The following is an 18,142-nucleotide window of genomic DNA, read 5'->3' as shown; positions in this document are numbered from 1 at the left end:
CGGGCGGTGGGCGGCGGCGGTTCCGGCGCGGGGCGGCAAAGCGGCCGGGTCAGGCGTCCCAGACGGCGGCGACGGCCGCGGCGTGCGCGGCGGCCTGCACGCGGCCCGCGCGGGCGGCGGCGGCCCGGCGCGCCGGGTCGAGCATGTTGCGGCCGAACGCGGCGCGGGCCGCCGCGTCGGGGGTGACGACCGCGACCCGAGCGCCGGAGGCGGACAGCCGCTCGGCCTGGGCGCGCACCGACGGCGCGGGGCCCAGACCACGGGAGATCGGAGCCAGGACGACGACCCGGTCGTGCCCTTCGGCGAGGTCGGCGTTGGCGTAGGAGCGCGCGCCGCCGTCGATCCAGCGGCGCCCGTCGATCGTCATCGGCGGCCACACCCCCGGCACGGCACAGCTCGCGGCGACCGCGTCGACCAGGTCGGCGCCGTCGTCGGCGCCGAAGCACCGCAGCTCACCGCTGGCGGCGTCGACGGCGGTGACCAGCAGGCGCCGCTCCGGCCAGGTGTGCGAGGGCAGGCGGCGCGCCAGCACGGCCCGGCGCTCGGCCTCCCCGACGCTCCCGGCGCGCAGCGCCAGGCGGCCGAGCCGGGCGCCCAGGTCGCGGGTGTCCTTGGCACGCAGTGCCGCGTAGGCCCACGCACCGAGCACGCGCTTGCCCATGCGCGCGGCGATCTCGCCCTCGGGCGGCCTGAGTTGGCGCTCGTAGAGCTCCGGGAGCGAGCAGCCGCCGGAGGTGAGCTGCGCGCCCACCACGGACCCGGCCGAGGTGCCGATCACCGTGTCGGCCGCCGTCACCGCGACGCCCGCCTCGGCCAGCCCGGCCAGCAGGCCGACCTCCCAACCGATACCGGTCAACCCGCCGCCACCCAGCACCAGCGCACCGCCGCCCATGCGCGTCCCTCCTGCTCCCGCGGGGAACTACCGTTACCGGCAAGGCGTTGGGGGTGAGGACCCCTGACCGCCCACCGAGGCACCCCGCCGCGCGGCGTGCCGTCCCCGCACCTTAGGTTCTGCGGTGGGCAAGCCGGAACTTCCGAGGCGTAAAGGCACTGCATGCATTCCGTCACTCTGGCCCTTGAGGGCGAACCCTCAGGCGGCATCGCGGGTTGGGCGACCGGCTTGGTCGAGACCATGGGCGGTCCCGGTGCGGGCCTCGCCATCGCGCTGGAGAACCTCTTCCCGCCGCTGCCCAGCGAGATCATCCTGCCGCTGACCGGGTTCGCCGCCGGACGGGGCTCGCTCAGCCTCGCCTCGGCGCTGTTCTGGACCACGCTCGGCTCGGTCGTGGGCGCCGTCGCCCTGTACTGGGTGGGCGCGCTGCTGGGCCGGGACCGGATGTACGTCATCTGGGGGCGGCTGCCGCTGGTGAAGGTCTCCGACCTGGAGAAGACGGAGGCCTGGTTCTACAAGCACGGGCGCAAGGCCGTCTTCTTCGGCCGCATGGTGCCGATCTTCCGCAGCCTGATCTCGGTGCCGGCCGGCGTGGAGCGCATGTCGCTGCCGCTGTTCATCGCGCTGACGACGCTGGGCAGCCTGATCTGGAACACCGTGCTGGTGATGGCGGGCTACTGGCTGGGCGAACAGTGGCACGTGGTCGAGCAGTACGTCGGCGTATTCTCCAAGGTGGTCCTCGGGGTCGTCGCGCTGGGCGTGCTCGTCTTCATCGCCCGCCGCCTGTTCGCCCGGCCCGCGCAGACCGGCGGCGGCCGGCACCGGCGCGGCTAGCGGGCGTCCGCGGGCGGGCGAGCACGGCGCCCGCCCGCGCCCGCGCCCGCCGCGCCCGCCGGACACCGGCCCGCCCGGCCACCCGCCCGCGCCCGCGACACCCGTGCGGACGCGGGCCGGAGGGGTGAGCACCGGGCATCAACCGACCAGCTCGGACGATGCCCACCGTTCCGCTCCCACCCGCCCCCGCACCCGGCCCCCGTCCGGCGTCGCGCCCCCTGCCGCCGTCCGGACACGGGCCCGGACCGCGTCACGGGGAGGCGTCGCGGGAACGCGGGGACGCGCGCAGCATCGCGGGGACGACGCGGGGACGCGGGGAGCATCGCCGGGACGCCGAGACGCGGAGGCACGCAACAGCTCGCCGTTGACGGAACCAGCCCGGCGTCCAGAACGCCATCCGCCACCGCAGCCGCACGAGCCGGTGCCCCCACCCACACGTCGAGGCCCCACCTCCCCGCGACGCCCCGCCCGCGACGCCCCCGACGCACCGCACCCCAGCCGCACGCCACGCGCCGGAGCCCGGCCGACCGCGGGTGCGGTCGGCCGGGCTCCGGTGTCCTGGCACGGTGCCAGGGCGCGGCGACCGGGACGCATCCCCACATGGTCCCGGCCGACCGTGCCCCGTACTGACGGGTCTCAGACGCGCTGCCACAGGGCGGGCACGTTGGGCGGCTCCCAGCCCTTCTGCGCCTGGTGGCCCTGCAGGCAGCGGTAGGTGGCGCTGCCGTAGGTGACCGTGTCGCCCGCCTTGTAGGTGGTGCCGGCCGCCCAGGTGCCGCCCGGGTCGCCCGGGTCACCGGGGTCGCCCGGGTCGCCGGGGTCACCCGGGTCCGTGGTGGTCTTCAGCGTCAGGCCGTAGGCCTGGAGGATCTCGTTGATCGGCTGGTGGTACGTCGTCCCGCCGGTGCGGCAGTTGCCCGAGCCGCCGGAGGTGACGCCCTGCGCCTGGCTGCCGGAGATGTACGCACCGCCGGAGTCACCGGGCTCGGCGCACACGCTGGTGCGGGTCACGCCGGTGATGGTGCCCTCGGGGTAGGTGACCGAGGTGTTGTGCTGCTGGATGGTGCCGCAGTGCCAGCCGGTGGTGGAGCCGGACCGGCAGATGGAGGCGCCCACCGGGGCCTGCGTCGAGCCGGCGACCTGGATGTTCTGGCCGCCCGAGCCCTTGACGTACGGCGTGGCCGTCCAGCTGCTGTTCGTGGCCACCCAGGCGTAGTCGTTCCCGGGGAAGGAGGAGCCCTGGAAGGTGCCCTGGGAGACCTGGTTGTAGCCGGAGGTGGTGGTGCCGGTCCGGCCGCAGTGGCCGGCGGTGGCGAAGCCCTGCTGGCTGCCGCGGGTCACGGAGAAGCCGACCGAGCAGCGGCCGCCGCTGCCCATGTAGTACGCGTCACCGCCGCGCAGGTCGTACAGCGGGCGCGGGGACTCGTCGGAGGCGACGACGCGGACCAGGTCGGCGTCGGCACCGCTGTCGGCGACGAACTCACGGGCGTCGGCCGGGCGCGGGGAGTGGACGACGACGCTGTTGCTGGGAACGTCGACGTACCAGACGCGGGCGGCGTCCGGGGCCTGGCCCTCGGCGGCCTCGTCCAGCGCGGCCTTGGCGGCCTCCAGGTCGGACAGCCCGTGCGGGACGACCTTGGCGCGGACGCCCTCGGCGGTGATCCGCGCGGCGTCGGCGGCCTTGCTGGTGGCGACGGTCAGACGCGCGCTGTCGCCGCTGACCCAGGCACCGGCGAAGCTGTCCCCGAGCGCGGCGCGCAGGGCGTTCGCGTCGGCCGTCGCCCGGCTCTCGGCGGCCAGTCGACGCTCGGCCTCGGCCTGGCTGAGTCCCAGGTCGCGCTGGAGCGCGTCCAGAAGCTGCGGGTCGGCGGCGACCGCCGCCGGTGCGGCGGCCGGGGCGGGTTCCGCCGCGCTGGCCTGGAGCGCGCCGGCGGCCAGGGCTCCGGCCGCCACGACGGCCGCACACGCGCCCTTGAAGGATCTGTGGAGCATGAGTGTGTCTCTCCTCGGTTTTCGGGGGGTGCCGGAGACGCTAGCCGTGGTCACGTCAAACAAAGGAGAGTTCAGCTAGCCCCTACCCCGGCGTTATGACCGGCGCCTGCTCCGGCGCCCCGGCCGCCGTCTCCGCCGGGGCGGAGGGCGGTGCCACGGTGGCGCACTGGACGCCGTGGGGGTGGTGGGCGAGCCAGGCGGAGTAGCTGGTGCTGCGGGCGGCGGCGTCGGCGTGCGCGGCGCGGACGTGCCCGAGCACGGCCGGGGCGACGGCCGCCGCGGGGGCCTCCGGATGCCAGCCCAGCAGGTGCCGCCACGACAGCGGCGACCCGGCGAGCGGCCGGGTGACCACCCCCGGCGTGGGCGGGAACGTCGCCCGGCACAGCCCCACCGCGCGCCCCACCTGCACCAGATGGACGCAGGACGCCGTGTCCGTCTCGAACACCCCGGCCGGAGTGAAGCCGGCCCGGGCGCAGGCGGCGGCGAAGCAGTCGGCGAAGCAGCCGTCGCCGGGCACGTCGGCCCAGGCGGCGTCGGACAGCTCGGCGAGCGCGATCCGCGTCCGGTCCGCGAGCGGGTGGTCGTCGGGGAGCATGATGAACACCGGGTCCACCGCCACCTCGCGCCACACCAGCCCCTCCACACCGGGCGGGGAGCTGTCGCCGCAGGCCCCGACGAGCGCGAAGTCCAGCCGCCCGCCCCGCACGCCCTCGGCGATCTCCCGCTCCGACCAGGACGCCTGCGTCGTCACGGAGACACCCGGGTACGCCGACGCCAGCCGGTCCACCAGCCCGCCCAGCAGCGGGCCGTGCGTACCGCCCAGCCGGAACCCCGGCACCTGCTCGCCACCGCGCGCGAACCGCACGGCCTCGTCCTGCAACGCGGCCACCGCGGGCAGCACCACCCGCGTGCGGTGCAGCACCAACTCCCCCAGCGCCGTGGGACGTACACCCTGCCGGGAGCGTTCGAACAACCGCCCGCCGAGCATGCGCTCGACCCGCTTGAGCTGCGCGCTCAGCGCGGGCTGAGCGACACCGAGCACGGACGCGGCCTTGGTCAGACTCCCGGCCTCGGCCACGGCCCGCACCACCCGCAGATGCCGCAACTCCAACTCCATCCCCCGAGCTTGGTCCAGACCACCCGGCGGCGGCAAGGGTCGTGCCACCCCGGCCTCAACGCCCCGCACACACCGCGCAGGGGCGCACCAGCCGTCCGTCCGGGCGAGGGCGAACGCCCCGGTGGTGTGACGTGAGCGTGTTGCGCGGCACCGTGCCCGGCCAACCGGCCGCCGCGGGTGAGCATGCCCGCGTACCCGGCTGGTTCCCCCAGCGTGCCGCGGCACGGTGGCGGGCGCCGGTCCAGCCGAACGGACAGGGATGAGCGATGAGAGTCGGAGCAGGCGAGGACGACCCGGCCGACACCACGGACGTGACCGGCGAGGGCACGGCCGCCCCGGGCCCGGCCGACGCCGACGGTGGCCGTGGCGGTGGCGGTGGCGGCCGGCACAGCGACCGGCGGGCGTTCCTCCAGCGCACCGCCGGCACGACGTGCGCCGCCGTCACGGGCTTCGGTGCCCTGGGGGCGCTCGCCCCCGCGCGGGCGGCGGCCGCACCCGCCCCGGGACCGGCAGATCCGGTCCCGCACCACCCCTTCCACGGCACCCACCAGGCCGGGGTGCTCACCCCGCAGCAGCGGTGCGCCGCCTTCGTCGCCTACGACGTCCTGGCCGCGGGCCGCACCGACCTGGCCGAGTTGTTCCGGATCGTCACCGACCGCGCCCGCACCCTCGTGCGCGGGGTACGGCCCGAGGACGAGGAGGTTGCCGCGCAGCCGCGGACCCCGGACGAGCTGACCATCACCCTCGGCGTGGGCGCGTCCCTCTTCGACGACCGGTTCGGCCTCGCCGCCCGCCGCCCCCGGCGGCTCACCGCGATGCCCGCCTTCCCCGACGACGCGCTCGACCCGAAGCGGTGCCACGGCGACCTCTCCCTCCAGGTCTGCGCCAGGCACCCCGACGCGGTGGTGCACGTCCTGCGCGACCTCGCGCGCGAGACGGGGGGCCTGCTGGCCCCGCGCTGGCGCGTCGACGGCTTCCACAACCCGCCGCGGCCGAGCGGCGCCTCCCGCACGTTCATCGGCTTCAAGGACGGCATCGTCAACCCGGACACCGGTTCGCACGAGGAGATGGAGCGTCTGGTGTGGACCGGTCCCTCTGGCGGGGAGCCGGAGTGGACGGCCGGTGGCTGCTACCAGGTGCTGCGCGACATCGAGTTCCGTGTGGAGTCCTGGGACCGGGTTCCGACCCCCGCCCAGGAGAAGATGATCGGCCGGCACAAGGCGTCCGGCGCACCGCTGGGGGGCCGCCTGGAGTCGGACGTGCCGGACTACTCCCGCGACCCGCTCGGCCGCACGATCCCACTCGACGCGCACATCCGGCTCGCCAACCCGCGCACGCCGGAGACGCGGGACTCCCAGCTCCTGCGGCGCAGCTACAGCTACGACGGTGGCTTCCACCCCGATGGACGCATGCGCCTGGGGCTGCTGTTCTGCTGCTACCAGCGCGACCCGGTACGGCAGTTCACCGCGATGCAGCACCGGCTGGCCGACGAGCCCCTGGCCCGCTTCGTCACGCCCGTCGGCGGCGGCTACTTCTTCGTGCTGCCCGGCGTGCGGGACGAAACCGACTGGCTCGGCTCCGGGCTGCTCACCCGGTGACGCCCGCGCCGTCCGCGACCGGGGCGACCCGCCGCACGAAGCGGCGCTGGTCCTCCAGGAAGCCGGGGGCGAACAGCGCACGCGGGGCGAACAGCGCGGTCAGCGTCAGCCGCGTCGGGGAGGAGTCCAGGTCCTCGCGGACCAGGGAGTGCGTGGCACCGGGGTAGTGGGCCACCGTCAGCCGGCCGTCCGGCAGGTGTGCGCGGTAGACGGCCTCGGTTTCGGCGGTGTCGACGTTGCGGTCGTGCCCGGCCAGCACGAGCAGCACCGCCACGCCGGCCGGAAGGGCGGCGAGGTCGGCCGTGGCGTCGGCGGTGTGGTTGCGGCTGACGAAGCGCCAGCGCCGCGCCGACATGCGCTCGGGGTCGTCGGGGAAGGCCGCCCGGTAGACGTCGTAGGAGGCGCCGCGCCGCAGCAGCTTCAGGGTGCGTGCGCGGCGCTGGAGCGCGGCGGCCCGCTCGGCGTCCGACGCGCCCGTGTGGCGCAGCTCGGCGAGCAGGTGGTGACGGCCCTGGCGGTGCCAGTTCACCGCCGGGGAGACGGCCACCACGAAGCGCACGGCGGGCTCCTGGGCGGCGACCCTGGGCAGAACCCACCCGGCCTGGCTGGCCCCCCACAGCCCGATGCGGCCGGGGTCCACCTCGGGACGCCCCCGGGCCCAGGCGATGGCGGCGCGCGCCTCGTCCGCCCGGTCCGCCATGCTCTGCGCCAGCCAGTCGCCCTCCGTGCCCGCCACGCCCGGCTTGTGCCAGGACAGGGACGCGTACCCGGCACGGGCGAAGGACTCCCACAGCGGCCGGTAGAAGGAGTCGTGGGTGGCGTCCACCGGCCCGTCGCCGTGCACGAACACGACCAGCCCGTGGGGTCCGTCGCCCTCGGCGGGCAGGGCGAGGACGCCCTCCCTCGTCTCCCCGGCGTGCTGAAACGTCACCGCGCGTTCCCGGAGGTCGTAGCTGTGCCGCACCACCACGACGCCGAACCCCGCCCCGGTGGCCGACAGCGCGGCCACCACCGTCCACACCAGGCCGCTGCGCCACCGCCGCCTCGGTACCTCACACCGCATACAGCACACCCATCTGTCTATCGTGAAGAGAACGATCGTTGGTCAGTCGATAGTATGCTGCTTGTGTCGGACGGGCCTCCCGGGAGGCCGCTGCGGAGAGGAGAGCCGATGGACGGGGCGAGGACGGTGGTCACGGTGCGGCGCGGCGTGCCGGCGGGCGCGGAGACGCGGGTCGCCGAGCTGTACTGGGAGGCGTTCGACCGCAAGCTGGGGCCCGCCCTGAACCCGCCGGAGACGGGCCGCCGCTTCCTCGCCGCCCACCTGCGCCACGACCGCGCGGTCGTGGCGCTCCGCGCGGGAGAGGTCGTCGGCGTCGCGGGCTACCAGGCGGACGGCCGCGGGCTCGTCGGCGGCGGCGCCACCGACGTGCTGAACACCTACGGGTGGGGGCGCGGCCTCGGTCGCCTCGCGCTGCTCGTGCTGCTGGAACGGCGACCGGCCACCGCGCAGCTCGTCATGGACGGCATCGCCGTCGCCTCCGGACACCGCGGCCACGGCATCGGCGGCCTGCTGCTGGAGGAGGTGGCGCGCGTCGCCGCGGAGCGCCACTGCACCCGCGTGCGGCTCGACGTGGTCGACACCAACCCCCGCGCCCGCGCCCTCTACGAACGGCGCGGCTTCGTCGCCGTCCGCACGGAGCGGACGCCGCTGCCGCGCGGGCTGCTGGGCTTCTCGGCCGTCACCACCATGGAGCGGCCCGTCGTCCCGGACACCGGGGGTGCCCGGTGACCTTGCCGCCCCCCGCCGACGACCGTCCCGTGGCACCGCGGGTGCCCACCCGCACGCTCGTCCACGCCCTCGTCCGCGAGGACGGCACCGTGGACACCGGCGAGCTCTACGACACCGCCGCCGCCCTCGCCATGACGGACCAGCAGGTGCGACTGTGCGTCAAACGCCTGGTGGCCGAGGGACGCTTCACCCACCAGGGCCGCGGTCGCAGGGGACTGCTGACCGCCGCCCGCGACGCGGCGGGATGGCACACCCCCGAGGTCGAGTTCGTCCGCCACGCCTACCGCCAGGACGCCGGCGAGGCGCCCTGGGACGGCGGCTGGCACCTGTTCGCCTTCGCCGTCCCCGAGTCCGCCCGCCAGGCCCGCGACCGCCTGCGCCAGTCCCTGCTGTACCTGGGGGCGGCCGGGCTGCACGGGGGGCTGTACGTGAGCGCCAACGCCATCGCGGACCGCGTACGGGCCCACGCCCGCGCGCACGGCGCCGAGGGGACGCTGACCCACTGCACCACCCGCGACCTGCGCGTCGCCGACGTGGACGCGCCCCGGGAGCTGGCCGCGCGGCTGTGGCCCCTGGACGCCGTCGCCGCCCGCTACGACCGGCTCGCCGCGCTCGCCCAGGCCCACCTGGACCGCCTCGCCGGCGCCGCGGCCCTCTCCCCGGCCACGCTGGCCGCGCGCGCACTGGAGGTGGCCACGGCCTTCACCGAGGCGATGGAGCCCGACCCGCTCCTGCCCCCCGAACTCCTCCCCCGGCCCTGGGCCGGCGCCCACGCCCGCCAGCTGGCCGCCGCCTGCTGGGCCGCCCTCCTCGCGCACCCCGCCGCGCACCCCGGGCCCCGGGGCCTGCCCCGCCTCTTCCGCCTGTACGCGGACGCCGTCCCCCGGCAGCCCTGAGCACCGCCCACGGCCGCCCACCACCGGCACACACGCGGACGACGGGCGCCTGCAGCGACGGGGGCCACCCGTGCGCGGCGGCGCCCGGCGCCGCGGGCGAGGCGTCGGCGCCGGGCGCGCACAGCGGGCGCTCACCCCCGGGCGAGGCGCGCCTCGACGAGCAGGGGGCCCTCCTGCGGGCGCGCGTCGAGCGCCGCCCGCAGCGAGTCCGCGTCCACGGCCCGGCGGGCGGGCACGCCGTGCGCTGCGGCCAGCGCGGCGAAGTCCAGGCCGGGGCTGCTCAGGTTCATGCCCAGCTCGGTGTCGCCCGCCTGCGGCCGGACCCGCCAGTTGTCCTTGAGGATGCCGTACTGCCGGTCGTTGACGACGACGAAGGTCACGGGCAGGCGCAGGTGCGCCGCGCTCCACAGCGCCTGCGGCGAGTACAGCGCCGAGCCGTCGCCCACCACGCACAGCGTCTCGCGCCGGGGCTCGGCCAGCGTGGCCCCCACCGCGGCGGGCATCGCCCAGCCCAGCCCGCCCGCCGTCCACTGGTACTGGTTGGCCTCGGCCAGCCGCAACGCCCCCCGCAGGTGGGGGCTGGTGCGCGGGGCCTCGTCGAACACCCGCGTGCCCGCGTGCACCCGCTCGGCGAGCACCGCGGAGACCGCCGCGTGGTCGAAAGCCGCGTCCCCGGCGGCGCCCTCGTCCCCCGCCGCGGCCCCGGGCCCGTCCCGTCCGGCCGGCGGGAGCGCGTCGAGCAGGGAGCGCATCGTCGCGCGCAGCCCGCCCCACAGCCCCAGGTGCGCGGCGGTCGCGGTGCCGGGCGCCGCCGGGTCCTGGCTGACCTGCACCAGACGGGAACCGGACGGCAGCAGCGGACCGGGCTCGTACGGGTACAGGCGGGCCAGCGAGCGGCTGCCGCCGAACACGACCACCAGCCGGTACGCCGCCAGCGTCTCGCGCATCGCGTCGGCACGGGGCGGCAGGTACCCGGCCCACAGCGGGTGCCCGGTCGGGAAGGGGTTGGCGGCCGGCCAGCTCCCGCCCCACACGGGCACGCCCAGCCGCTCCGCGAGGCGTACCCCCTCCCGCGCCGCGCCGCGGGCCACCTCGTCCCCGTAGACAAGCGCCGTCCGCGCCGCCGGTGTCCGTTCCAGCAGCTCCCGCAACTCCGCGACCGGGGCGGCGGCGTCCGCCGCCACCGGCGTCGCCTCCGGCGCGCCCGGCCCGTGCTCGTCCAGGAGGTTCATCGGCAGCGCCAGGAAGACCGGCCCCGTCGGCGGTGTCCGGGCCAGCCGGAACGCCCGCCGCAGCGCCTCGCCCAGCTCCTCGCGCGTGCCCACCTCGAACGCCTCCTTCACGGTGGGCGCCGCCAGCCCCGCCAGGTCCCCGGCGAGTACGGGCTCGTGCACGAGGTGCCGCTGGTCCTGCTGTCCCGCGGTGACCACCAGCGGCACCTGGGCCGCGGCCGCGTTGGTCAGCGCACCGATCCCGTTCCCCAGGCCGCCGGCCGCGTGCAGGTTCACGAACGCGGGCGCACCGGTGACCCGGGCGTACCCGTCCGCCATCGCCACGGCGGACGCCTCCTGCAGCGCCAGCGCGTACCCCACGTCACCCTGCTCCGCCAGGGACTCCAGCAACGCGAGCTCCGTCGTCCCCGGATTGCCGAACACCCACTTGGCACCCTCGGACCGCAGCACGTCCACCACCGCCCGCGCGCCCGCGACCCCTAAGCTCCGTGCCCCTTGTCCCATCACGCACCTCCGTGCTCTCGTCACCGCCGGGCCACCGCCCGGTCGCATCCCGGCCTCTTCGCCTCTTCGCCTCTTCCCCTCTTCCCCTCCACCGTCGCACCGCACCGCCCGGACGGCGACCCCTCGCACGCCCGTGCCGCACACCTGCGGAGCCCGGGGCCGCCCCGGGCCCGGGGCAGCCCCGGCTGTGCGGTGGAGACCGGCGCGCCCCACCACCCGGGCGGTGAGGTGCCCCGCGAGCCGCCGTGCACCCCCCGCCTGACGGGGAGCCGGCAGCGGTGTTCCCCGCGCGGGCTGGGAGCACGGACAGCCGGCCCAGCCGCCGCCTCCAACTCCGTGCTCCCGGCGCGAGCGGCGTGGTCCGCCAGCTCGGCACCATGGATCTGTCCGCTTCGGTGGCCGCGCCAGTCGGCCCGTGCCGGCAGCGGCTGGGCCCTGGCCACGTGGGCGAACGCTCACCAGGTTTGCCACCACGGTGTTCGCGCTGGTGGGACGGGTGTCATGATCACTCAGCGGCCTCGCACCTCGGCATGGCGTCGGGCAGTGCTCGGGCCGCGGCACGACAGCGTGACCAACGGAAGGGACCCGGCATGCGCAGACTCGTCCACTACATCGCCACCACTCTCGACGGTTTCATCGCCGGCCCGGACGGCGGCGACCCCACCGGTCCCAACGGCTTCTGGCCCATACCGGAGGACTACCTGCGGCACCTCGTGGCCGAGTACCCGGAGACGCTGCCTGTCCAGGCCCGGCAGGCCCTGTCCGTCACGGCGGAGGGCACGCACTTCGACACCGTGCTGGAGGGGCGGCGCAGCTACGAGATCGGCCTTGCGGCCGGCATCACCGACGCCTACCCCCACCTGCGCCACCTGGTGTTCTCCCGGACCCTGGCCGAAAGCCCGGACCCGGCCGTCGAGTTGGTCACCGACGACCCGGTGGCGACCGTGCGCGAACTCAAGCGGCAGGACGGCAAGGACATCTGGCTGCTGGGCGGTGCCGAGCTCGCGGGCTCCCTGTACGCCGAGATCGACACGCTCATCCTCAAAGTCGGCCCGCTGACCATCGGCGACGGGATCCCGCTGTTCTCCCGCAAGGCCGCCTTCGACCCGCGCACCTGGACGCTCGCGGACCACACCGTCCTGAAGAGCGGCGCGGTGTTCCTCACCTACACGCGCGTCGGAAGCTGAGGGCTCCAGGCGGTTGGCGCTTGCGGAGACCGGGCGCGGGCGCTCAGGCGGTCACGCAAGCGCCGCCGTACCGCACGCCAGGCCCGTGGCCGGCTGCCGGAGGTGAGCAGGGCGGAAACGCCCCGTACCGGCCCGGCGCGGCGCGGCCTTCGGCGCCGGGGCATGGCCAGGCTCATACCGCGAGAACTCTGCGATGTTGTCGTGGCGCACAAGGCAAGCAAGTGCCCCCCTGCCGCCGCATAGCGTGAACACCGCCCGTTCGCGGGGCTGGGTGCCTCCGAACCACTGAACGACTGACCGCACGACTTGTGAACACGTCCAACACCACGACCGCCACCGGGCCCGCGCTTCCTCCTCCCCCCCCGAGCGGGAGTGGTCCGGAACCCGGATGACGCGGAATCTCGGACGGTGCGCTGCGCTCCCGCACGAACAGGAGTGGTCCGTCGGGCCGTTGAGGCGGCCGGCGGGAACGGCCCCTGCGTCAGCGTGAGGTGGGAGCCGTTCGCTGTCTCCCGCGGCGCTGCGCGGGTACCGTCGTGAGTGCCAGGTCACGATCGGAGGCAGTCAGTATGCCGTACCGCACCGATGCCCCGCAGGACCACGAAAGCAACGGTCAACGCCTCGCCGCACTGCGCAAGCGGCGGCGATGGACGCAGGACAAGCTCGCCCGCGAGTCCGGCTACTCCCTCTCCGCCGTGAAGGCGTTCGAGCAGGGGCGCCGCAGTCTCGACCGGGGATCCGTCATCCTCGCTTTCACACGCGCCCTCGACGCGCATCCCACGGAGATCACCGGCCAGCCCTTCGCGCCCGCCGACCGGGCCGCCCAGGACGCCGCCGCGTCCGTCGCCCCCGTGCGCCGGGCCCTGCTGCGTCACGGCCGCCCCGCCCGCCCCGACGACGCCGAGGCCGCCGCCGTCGACCTGACCGAGCTGCGCCACCGCGTGGCCGGGGCGAACCAGGCGCGGCAAAGCGCCGCGCTCAGCCGCACCGCCGCACTGCTGCCACCGCTGCTCCGCGACCTCCAGGTCGCGGTGGAGGTGTGCACCGGGGCGGAGCGGCGAGCCGCCTACGGGCTGCTCGCCTCCGGGTACGAGTGCGCCATGCAGTACCTGCACAAGCTCGGCCACTCCTCGGACGCGACGCTGGCCACCGAGCGGGTGGTGTGGGCGGCGAAGCACACCGGGGACCCGCTGCGGCTCGTGGCGGCCCGCTGGTACGAGGCCGGGGAGTACCTGTCGATCGGCGAGCACGACGACGCCGCCGACATCATCGATCGCGCTCTCACCGACCTCGGCCGGCCGCGCCACCCGGAAGCTGTGTCCCTGACGGGCGCGTTCCACCTGAAGGCGGCACTCAACACGGCCAGGGCCGGTGACCACACGGCCGCGCAGCAGCACCTGGTGCGGGCCCGCGCGGCGGCGACGGAGCTGGGTGAGGACCGCAACGACTTCGAGTTGCAGTTCGGGCCGACGAACGCGGCGATCTGGTCGGTGTCGCTCCCGGTGGAGATGGGCCGGGGGCGGGAGGCGGTGCGCGCGGCCGAGCGAGTGACCGCCGATCTGCCGGAGGACTACGCGCCGGAGCGCCGCAGCCACCACTTCATCGATGTGGGCCGGGGGTACTGGTACAACGGCCAGCGGGACGAGGCGCTGACGGCGTTCTTGACGGCGGAGGCGATCGCGCCGTCCGCGACACGGATGAACGCAGGCGTGCGGGAGACGGTGCGCACGATGATCCGCACCCAGCGACGAGGGCGCCTGCTGGAGCTGGGCCTTCGGGTGGGAGCACTGTAGGGGTCACACCTTGTAGCCCTTCCGTCACTTCAGGAGTCCTACGGTCGGTGACACTGCGATCACCGATCTGGGAGCCGCCATGCACCCGTGTCCGACCTGGGCGCCGCCGTCCGGCCCGGCGCCAGAACATCAGCGTGCGGGGCTGTGGTGGGACGCCGTGCGCGTCCCCGCACCCCTCGCCCCCGCCGTCCTCGACGCCCTCGCCGGACGTTCCGGCGCCGTCGTCGAAGACACCGTGGACCGGCTGTACACGTGGTTCGTCCCGCCCGGGGCCGCCGCCCCGTGGCCGCCGCTGCACGGCGTCGCGGTGCTGTCCCGGGGCAGCACCGCGGTCCTCGTGCCCCCGGCCGGGCAGCGCTGGGGTGCCCTGCGCTGGCTCGTCCTCCCCGAACCGGACGGTCCCTGGACGGACCCGGACGCGCTGGGGCAGGCCCTCACCGTCGGCCTCGCCACCACGGTCGGACCCCGCCGACCGGTGACGGCGCCGTGCCCGGGGTGCGGACGGCAGACCGCGGCGGGAGCCCTCGTCCCCGCGATGCCCGGCCCGGACGCCGACGCGTGGGCGTGCACGGCCTGTGCGCCCACTCCGCACGGCCGGGCGGTGACGCCGTGACGGCCTCCGGAGCCGGGCCCTTTGCTCCTGCCGCGCCCGCTCCGCCGTCCCCGGGGCTGATCGCGTCGCTGCGGGTGCGGGCCTGGCTGGACCACACCGTCGACGGGCGGGCGTTCGCGCCCGTGCTGATCACCCACCCCGCCAACGCCGGGGACCTGCCCGGCGTCGTCGAGCCGCGCATGCGCACGGTGGCCCGGGCGCTGGGTGCCCGGCCAGCGGGCGCGCACGTCCCCGACGTCGGGCCGCGCGTCATCGTCCGCCGGGGCGGGCTGCTGGTGCGGTTCGACGGGACGCCGTTCGTGCTGCGCGTGGCGAAGCCGGCCCGGTGGGGGACGGCGCTCGCCGCACTGGGCCGGGCTCTCCTGGTCGTCGGCCTGGACCCGCTGCCCGCCCGGGCTGCGCAGCCCGAGGTCGACGCCTACCTGGAACACGCGTGCGCCGACGACCGCGTACACGTCGCCGCCGCGGGCGTGCGGGTGGCCGGCCGGTGAGCCGCCGACTGGTCATCGCCGCCCGCGCGCGCGTGCCGGGTTCGCCGGTGGGGTACACGGTGGCGTCGCGGGTGCGGCCCTACGCTCTCCTGCCCTACTCGATCTGGCGGCGGCCCGGAGGGCGGCCCCTACGCGCCCCGCCGTCACGCGAAGGGCCAGGCCGGGCCGGACCGGGCGGCGAGCCCACCGCGCACCGCTCCGGAGACCCCGGGCGCCTCCGCGGTGTGCGTCGGCCGGTCGAGTCCGGCCGACCGCGCGTCGACCTCCGCCCGGTAGGCGCGGCCACGGCGGGTCACCGACCGGGCGGCACTCGATCGCCTCGCTCGTCTCCGGCCGGTCGGCCGGGTGGCGGTCGCGGCTCTCGGGCCGGGTCCGCGCGTGGTCACCGCTCCCCGGCCGTCAGCCGTGCTCGGGCTCCACCGGGAGCCACAGTTCGGCGTCGGCCTCGTTGTTCTCCGGCGACAGGTGGGCGCGCAGGATCTCGGGGCCGGTGCGGGTGCGGTACGGGTTCGACGGGAACCACTCGGTGAACACGTCCCGCCACAGCTCCTGGATGGCCCGTGGCGCAGGCCCGGAGGTGGTGAAGACCGCCCAGGTGCCGGCCGGGACGGCCAACGTGGTCGTGCCCTCCGGAGCGACCGCGGAGGTGATCACGCCATGGTGGTAGTCGAGGTCGGTGCCCTCGGCGCGGCTGGGGTCCATGCCGTCGCAGACCGCGACGATGCCGTGCGGCTCCTGGTCCGACAGCTTCTCCAGGCGCTCCAGAGCCCGTGGCCCGATCCCCCGTACGAAGTCCATGATCGCCTGGTTCGGGCCCGCGTGCACCAGCGGTACCCGGGTCGTGAACCCGACGACGGTGAAGTCCGCCCTGTCCACGATGCGGTACCGCATGCTGCTGCTCCCCTCGATGGTGAGGCGGAAGGCCATCCGGGGCTGGGAGTTGAGCGCGGCGCCGGTACGCCGGGCCTCGCCCGGCCCGATGCCGTGCATGGCACGGAACGCCCGCGCGAACGCCTCGCCGGAGCCGTAGCCATAGCGCACCGCGATCTCCAGCAGCGTCTCCCGCCCCGCGAGGACCTCGGCGCCCGCGAGGGTGAGCCGACGGCGCCGGACGTACTCCGACAGCGGCATGCCCGCGAGCGCGGAGAACATCCGGCGCAGGTGGTGCTCCGAGGTGGCCGCGACGCGCGCCAGCTCCGCCCCGTCGACGGCCTGGTCGAGATGGCACTCGATGTGCTCCATGGCCTGGTTCAGCCGCTCCAGCACGCCCGGCCTCCTTCCTCGTCCCTCTCGTCCCCTCGTCCATCGTCCCTCTTCCCGGCCACCGTGCCGACGATGGTCGTCGAGCACGTCTACGCAGCGCCGTGGTCGGTGCCGTCCCCGTCCGGGCCGGGCGTTCCCAGCCCCAGGCCCCGGCGGATCGCGATTTCCACGGGCGAGTACGCGCCGTCGGCCCGCTCCAGTTCGTACGGCGCGGCCGGCATCAGCGGGGGCTGGGCCATGAAGCGCGGCCGCACCCCGTGGTGCGGCTGCGCGGCGTGGACCAGGAACGGATGGCACAGGAAGACGTCGCCCGGGGACCCGGTGGCGAGGGCGAGTGGCCGGTGGTCGGACGCCGCCACCAGATCGGGTGCGAGGGTCAGCCCGCTCGCCCCGTCCTCCCCGTACTTCTCCAGCACCTTCGGCACGTCCAGGTGTGAGCCGACCCGGATCCGGGTCGGGGCGTCCTCCGCACCGACCTCGCTGAACAGGAACAGCATCAGCAGTGCCCGACCCTGGGAGCGCAGATTCGTGAAGTACCAGCTCTCGCCCTCCGGCAGATAGCTCCCCTCGATGTGCCAGCCCGCATCGTCCGGCTCCTCCTCGTGCGGGAAGCGCAGCGGGAACGTGCCCAGCGAGTAGCGTGGCTCCCAGCGCCCCGGGCCGACGAGCAGGTCGTACGCGTGGTGCAGGAACGGGGAGTTGGGCGCGGCGGCGAACGGCCCCTGCGCCATGCCGCCCACCCAGTGCACAGGTTGAGCCCATGTCGACGGGTCGTCCGGGTCGCAGCCCGTCTCCCGCCACAGCAGCCGCGCGCAGTCCGCGGCCACGCGCGGCGCGACGGCGCCCGCCACCTTCACGAAGCCGTCGCGCAGGAATCGGGATACCAGGGTCGTGTCGTCCATGCCCCCATCGTGCGACGACACCGGCCCCGACCACCCGACATTCTCCGCACCGCATGTGTCGGGTACGTGCACGCGCGCGCGGTCCCCCCCAGTCACACCGCCCGCCTGGCCTCGCGCCCGGAAGAGCTGGCGCGTCGGCCGTCAGCCTTCGTCCTCGTCGACGGCGTCCGGACCCCGGGAGGAGCGAAGCCCCTGGCCGGGGCCGCTCCCCTCGCTGTCGAACAGCTAGCGGCCCGGGAAGTCGATGCGCCTGTCCTTGAGCGGGAAAACTGGGCGACGTCCTCGTCCATGTTGTCGTGGCCCTCGACGCGGAGTTGGGCAACAGCAGCGTCCAAGTAGCGGGCGTTCCACAGCACGACGGCAAGAACGTTCCGATCGCCGCGCTCGCGCCTGCGGCCCCGACAGCGGGGCACGCACCGAGCACCGGTCCGTGCCGCCCGCGCCACCGGCCCCCACGACCCGCCCCTGCACACGACACCGCACGGAACCAGGTCCGGCTGGAGATCGTCCAGCTCGCCCCTCGACCTCCTCATATGCGTGCCCGTGCGCGCTCCACCCGGCGAAGCCCGCGGGCGGGGGCCTGCCACCTGCGGCTCCGCCTGTTCTCCGCACCTGAACCCTCGCCACCACCCGTCGCCGACGGTTGGGTACGCACCCTCCTGGCCTTGGACGGGCGTGATCACCGACGCCCAGGCACGGCTCGCGACTCTCCCGAACCCCGGCTGACCAGCACCTTCCCGTCTATGCCGACAGCACCAATGGCCGGAGCCGTGGGATCCGGCACCCACTCGACGCGACGGCCTGGGTCACTACACGAACACCCCGGAACGGGCGCCGGAGAAACCGACGGACCACCACGAGAGATCGAGATTGGTCGGTACTCTGTCCGCGCATAGTCCGCGGCAACGGGTAAGGGAGGACAGGCGCACATTCGTGCAGGTGATTTATGCACGATCGCCCTGTTTGCGGATTCAGACTCGCTACCACCCTTCCGCACGTTGACTGCCCGTGAAGTCTGGCGAGAGAAGGGGTACAG

15 protein-coding genes are annotated in these 18,142 nt (G+C 75.4%); 8 read left to right on the top strand and 7 right to left on the bottom strand.

The window, feature by feature from the left end; translation table 11 throughout:
- Positions 1–49: 49 nt before the first annotated feature.
- Positions 50–892, bottom strand: coding sequence for a patatin-like phospholipase family protein (locus OSB71_RS00075; RefSeq protein WP_265942732.1), 843 nt, complete (start codon positions 890–892; stop codon positions 50–52).
- A gap of 162 nt (positions 893–1,054) precedes the next feature.
- Between OSB71_RS00075 and OSB71_RS00070 the strand changes: the two genes are divergently transcribed.
- Positions 1,055–1,726, top strand: coding sequence for a DedA family protein (locus tag OSB71_RS00070; protein ID WP_265942730.1), 672 nt, complete (start codon positions 1,055–1,057; stop codon positions 1,724–1,726).
- Between the two features lie 636 nt (positions 1,727–2,362).
- Here the strand turns inward: OSB71_RS00070 and OSB71_RS00065 are convergent.
- Both OSB71_RS00065 and OSB71_RS00060 read right to left on the bottom strand, forming a co-directional pair.
- Positions 2,363–3,718 (bottom strand): carbohydrate-binding protein, encoded by a 1,356-nt coding sequence (locus OSB71_RS00065; RefSeq protein WP_265942728.1) that lies wholly within the window; start codon positions 3,716–3,718, stop codon positions 2,363–2,365.
- Between the two features lie 82 nt (positions 3,719–3,800).
- Positions 3,801–4,835, bottom strand: coding sequence for a LysR family transcriptional regulator (locus OSB71_RS00060; protein WP_265942726.1), 1,035 nt, complete (start codon positions 4,833–4,835; stop codon positions 3,801–3,803).
- Between the two features lie 266 nt (positions 4,836–5,101).
- Between OSB71_RS00060 and OSB71_RS00055 the strand changes: the two genes are divergently transcribed.
- Positions 5,102–6,433 carry a Dyp-type peroxidase gene (locus OSB71_RS00055; RefSeq protein ID WP_265942724.1) on the top strand — a complete coding sequence of 444 codons (1,332 nt, stop codon included), beginning with the start codon at positions 5,102–5,104 and terminating at the stop codon, positions 6,431–6,433.
- Here the strand turns inward: OSB71_RS00055 and OSB71_RS00050 are convergent.
- Positions 6,423–7,496, bottom strand: coding sequence for an alpha/beta hydrolase family protein (locus OSB71_RS00050; RefSeq protein WP_265942722.1), 1,074 nt, complete (start codon positions 7,494–7,496; stop codon positions 6,423–6,425). The two genes, OSB71_RS00055 and OSB71_RS00050, sit on opposite strands and share 11 nt — an antisense overlap.
- 108 nt (positions 7,497–7,604) lie before the next feature.
- Between OSB71_RS00050 and OSB71_RS00045 the strand changes: the two genes are divergently transcribed.
- On the top strand, positions 7,605–8,225 hold the full coding sequence (locus tag OSB71_RS00045; RefSeq protein WP_265942720.1) for a GNAT family N-acetyltransferase: 621 nt from the start codon (positions 7,605–7,607) through the stop codon (positions 8,223–8,225).
- On the top strand, positions 8,222–9,121 hold the full coding sequence (locus OSB71_RS00040; protein WP_265942719.1) for a PaaX family transcriptional regulator C-terminal domain-containing protein: 900 nt from the start codon (positions 8,222–8,224) through the stop codon (positions 9,119–9,121). The genes OSB71_RS00045 and OSB71_RS00040 overlap by 4 nt, the downstream gene beginning before the upstream one ends.
- Before the next feature lie 131 nt (positions 9,122–9,252).
- On the opposite strand, the gene OSB71_RS00035 is transcribed toward OSB71_RS00040, so the two are convergent.
- A complete protein-coding gene (locus OSB71_RS00035) occupies positions 9,253–10,857 on the bottom strand; it encodes a thiamine pyrophosphate-dependent enzyme (RefSeq protein WP_265942717.1) in 1,605 nt (534 codons plus the stop codon).
- A 590-nt stretch (positions 10,858–11,447) separates the two neighbouring features.
- Between OSB71_RS00035 and OSB71_RS00030 the strand changes: the two genes are divergently transcribed.
- From OSB71_RS00030 to OSB71_RS00015, 4 genes are all read left to right on the top strand, one after another.
- Positions 11,448–12,044: a dihydrofolate reductase family protein gene (locus tag OSB71_RS00030; RefSeq protein WP_265942715.1), complete on the top strand. Its 597-nt coding sequence runs from the start codon at positions 11,448–11,450 to the stop codon at positions 12,042–12,044.
- Between the two features lie 569 nt (positions 12,045–12,613).
- Positions 12,614–13,837, top strand: a complete 1,224-nt coding sequence (locus tag OSB71_RS00025; protein WP_265942713.1) for a helix-turn-helix domain-containing protein — start codon at positions 12,614–12,616, stop codon at positions 13,835–13,837.
- 157 nt (positions 13,838–13,994) lie between these two features.
- Positions 13,995–14,450, top strand: coding sequence for a hypothetical protein (locus tag OSB71_RS00020; protein ID WP_265942711.1), 456 nt, complete (start codon positions 13,995–13,997; stop codon positions 14,448–14,450).
- Positions 14,447–14,941: a hypothetical protein gene (locus tag OSB71_RS00015; protein ID WP_265942709.1), complete on the top strand. Its 495-nt coding sequence runs from the start codon at positions 14,447–14,449 to the stop codon at positions 14,939–14,941. Before OSB71_RS00020 ends, OSB71_RS00015 begins: the two co-directional genes overlap by 4 nt.
- Before the next feature lie 399 nt (positions 14,942–15,340).
- Here OSB71_RS00015 and OSB71_RS00010 read toward each other — a convergent pair whose 3' ends face one another.
- Both OSB71_RS00010 and OSB71_RS00005 read right to left on the bottom strand, forming a co-directional pair.
- Complete coding sequence (locus tag OSB71_RS00010) at positions 15,341–16,207, bottom strand: AraC family transcriptional regulator (RefSeq protein WP_265942707.1); 867 nt, start codon at positions 16,205–16,207, stop codon at positions 15,341–15,343.
- 86 nt (positions 16,208–16,293) lie between these two features.
- A complete protein-coding gene (locus OSB71_RS00005) occupies positions 16,294–17,106 on the bottom strand; it encodes a phytanoyl-CoA dioxygenase family protein (RefSeq protein ID WP_265942705.1) in 813 nt (270 codons plus the stop codon).
- Positions 17,107–18,142 lie beyond the last annotated feature (1,036 nt).

It is taken from the genome of Streptomyces marinisediminis, assembly GCF_026262575.1.
GTDB classification, from domain to species: Bacteria; Actinomycetota; Actinomycetes; order Streptomycetales; family Streptomycetaceae; genus Streptomyces; species Streptomyces marinisediminis.
The sequence above is the reverse complement of the archived record's forward strand: the minus strand, read 5'-3'. Positions and strand labels throughout refer to the sequence as shown.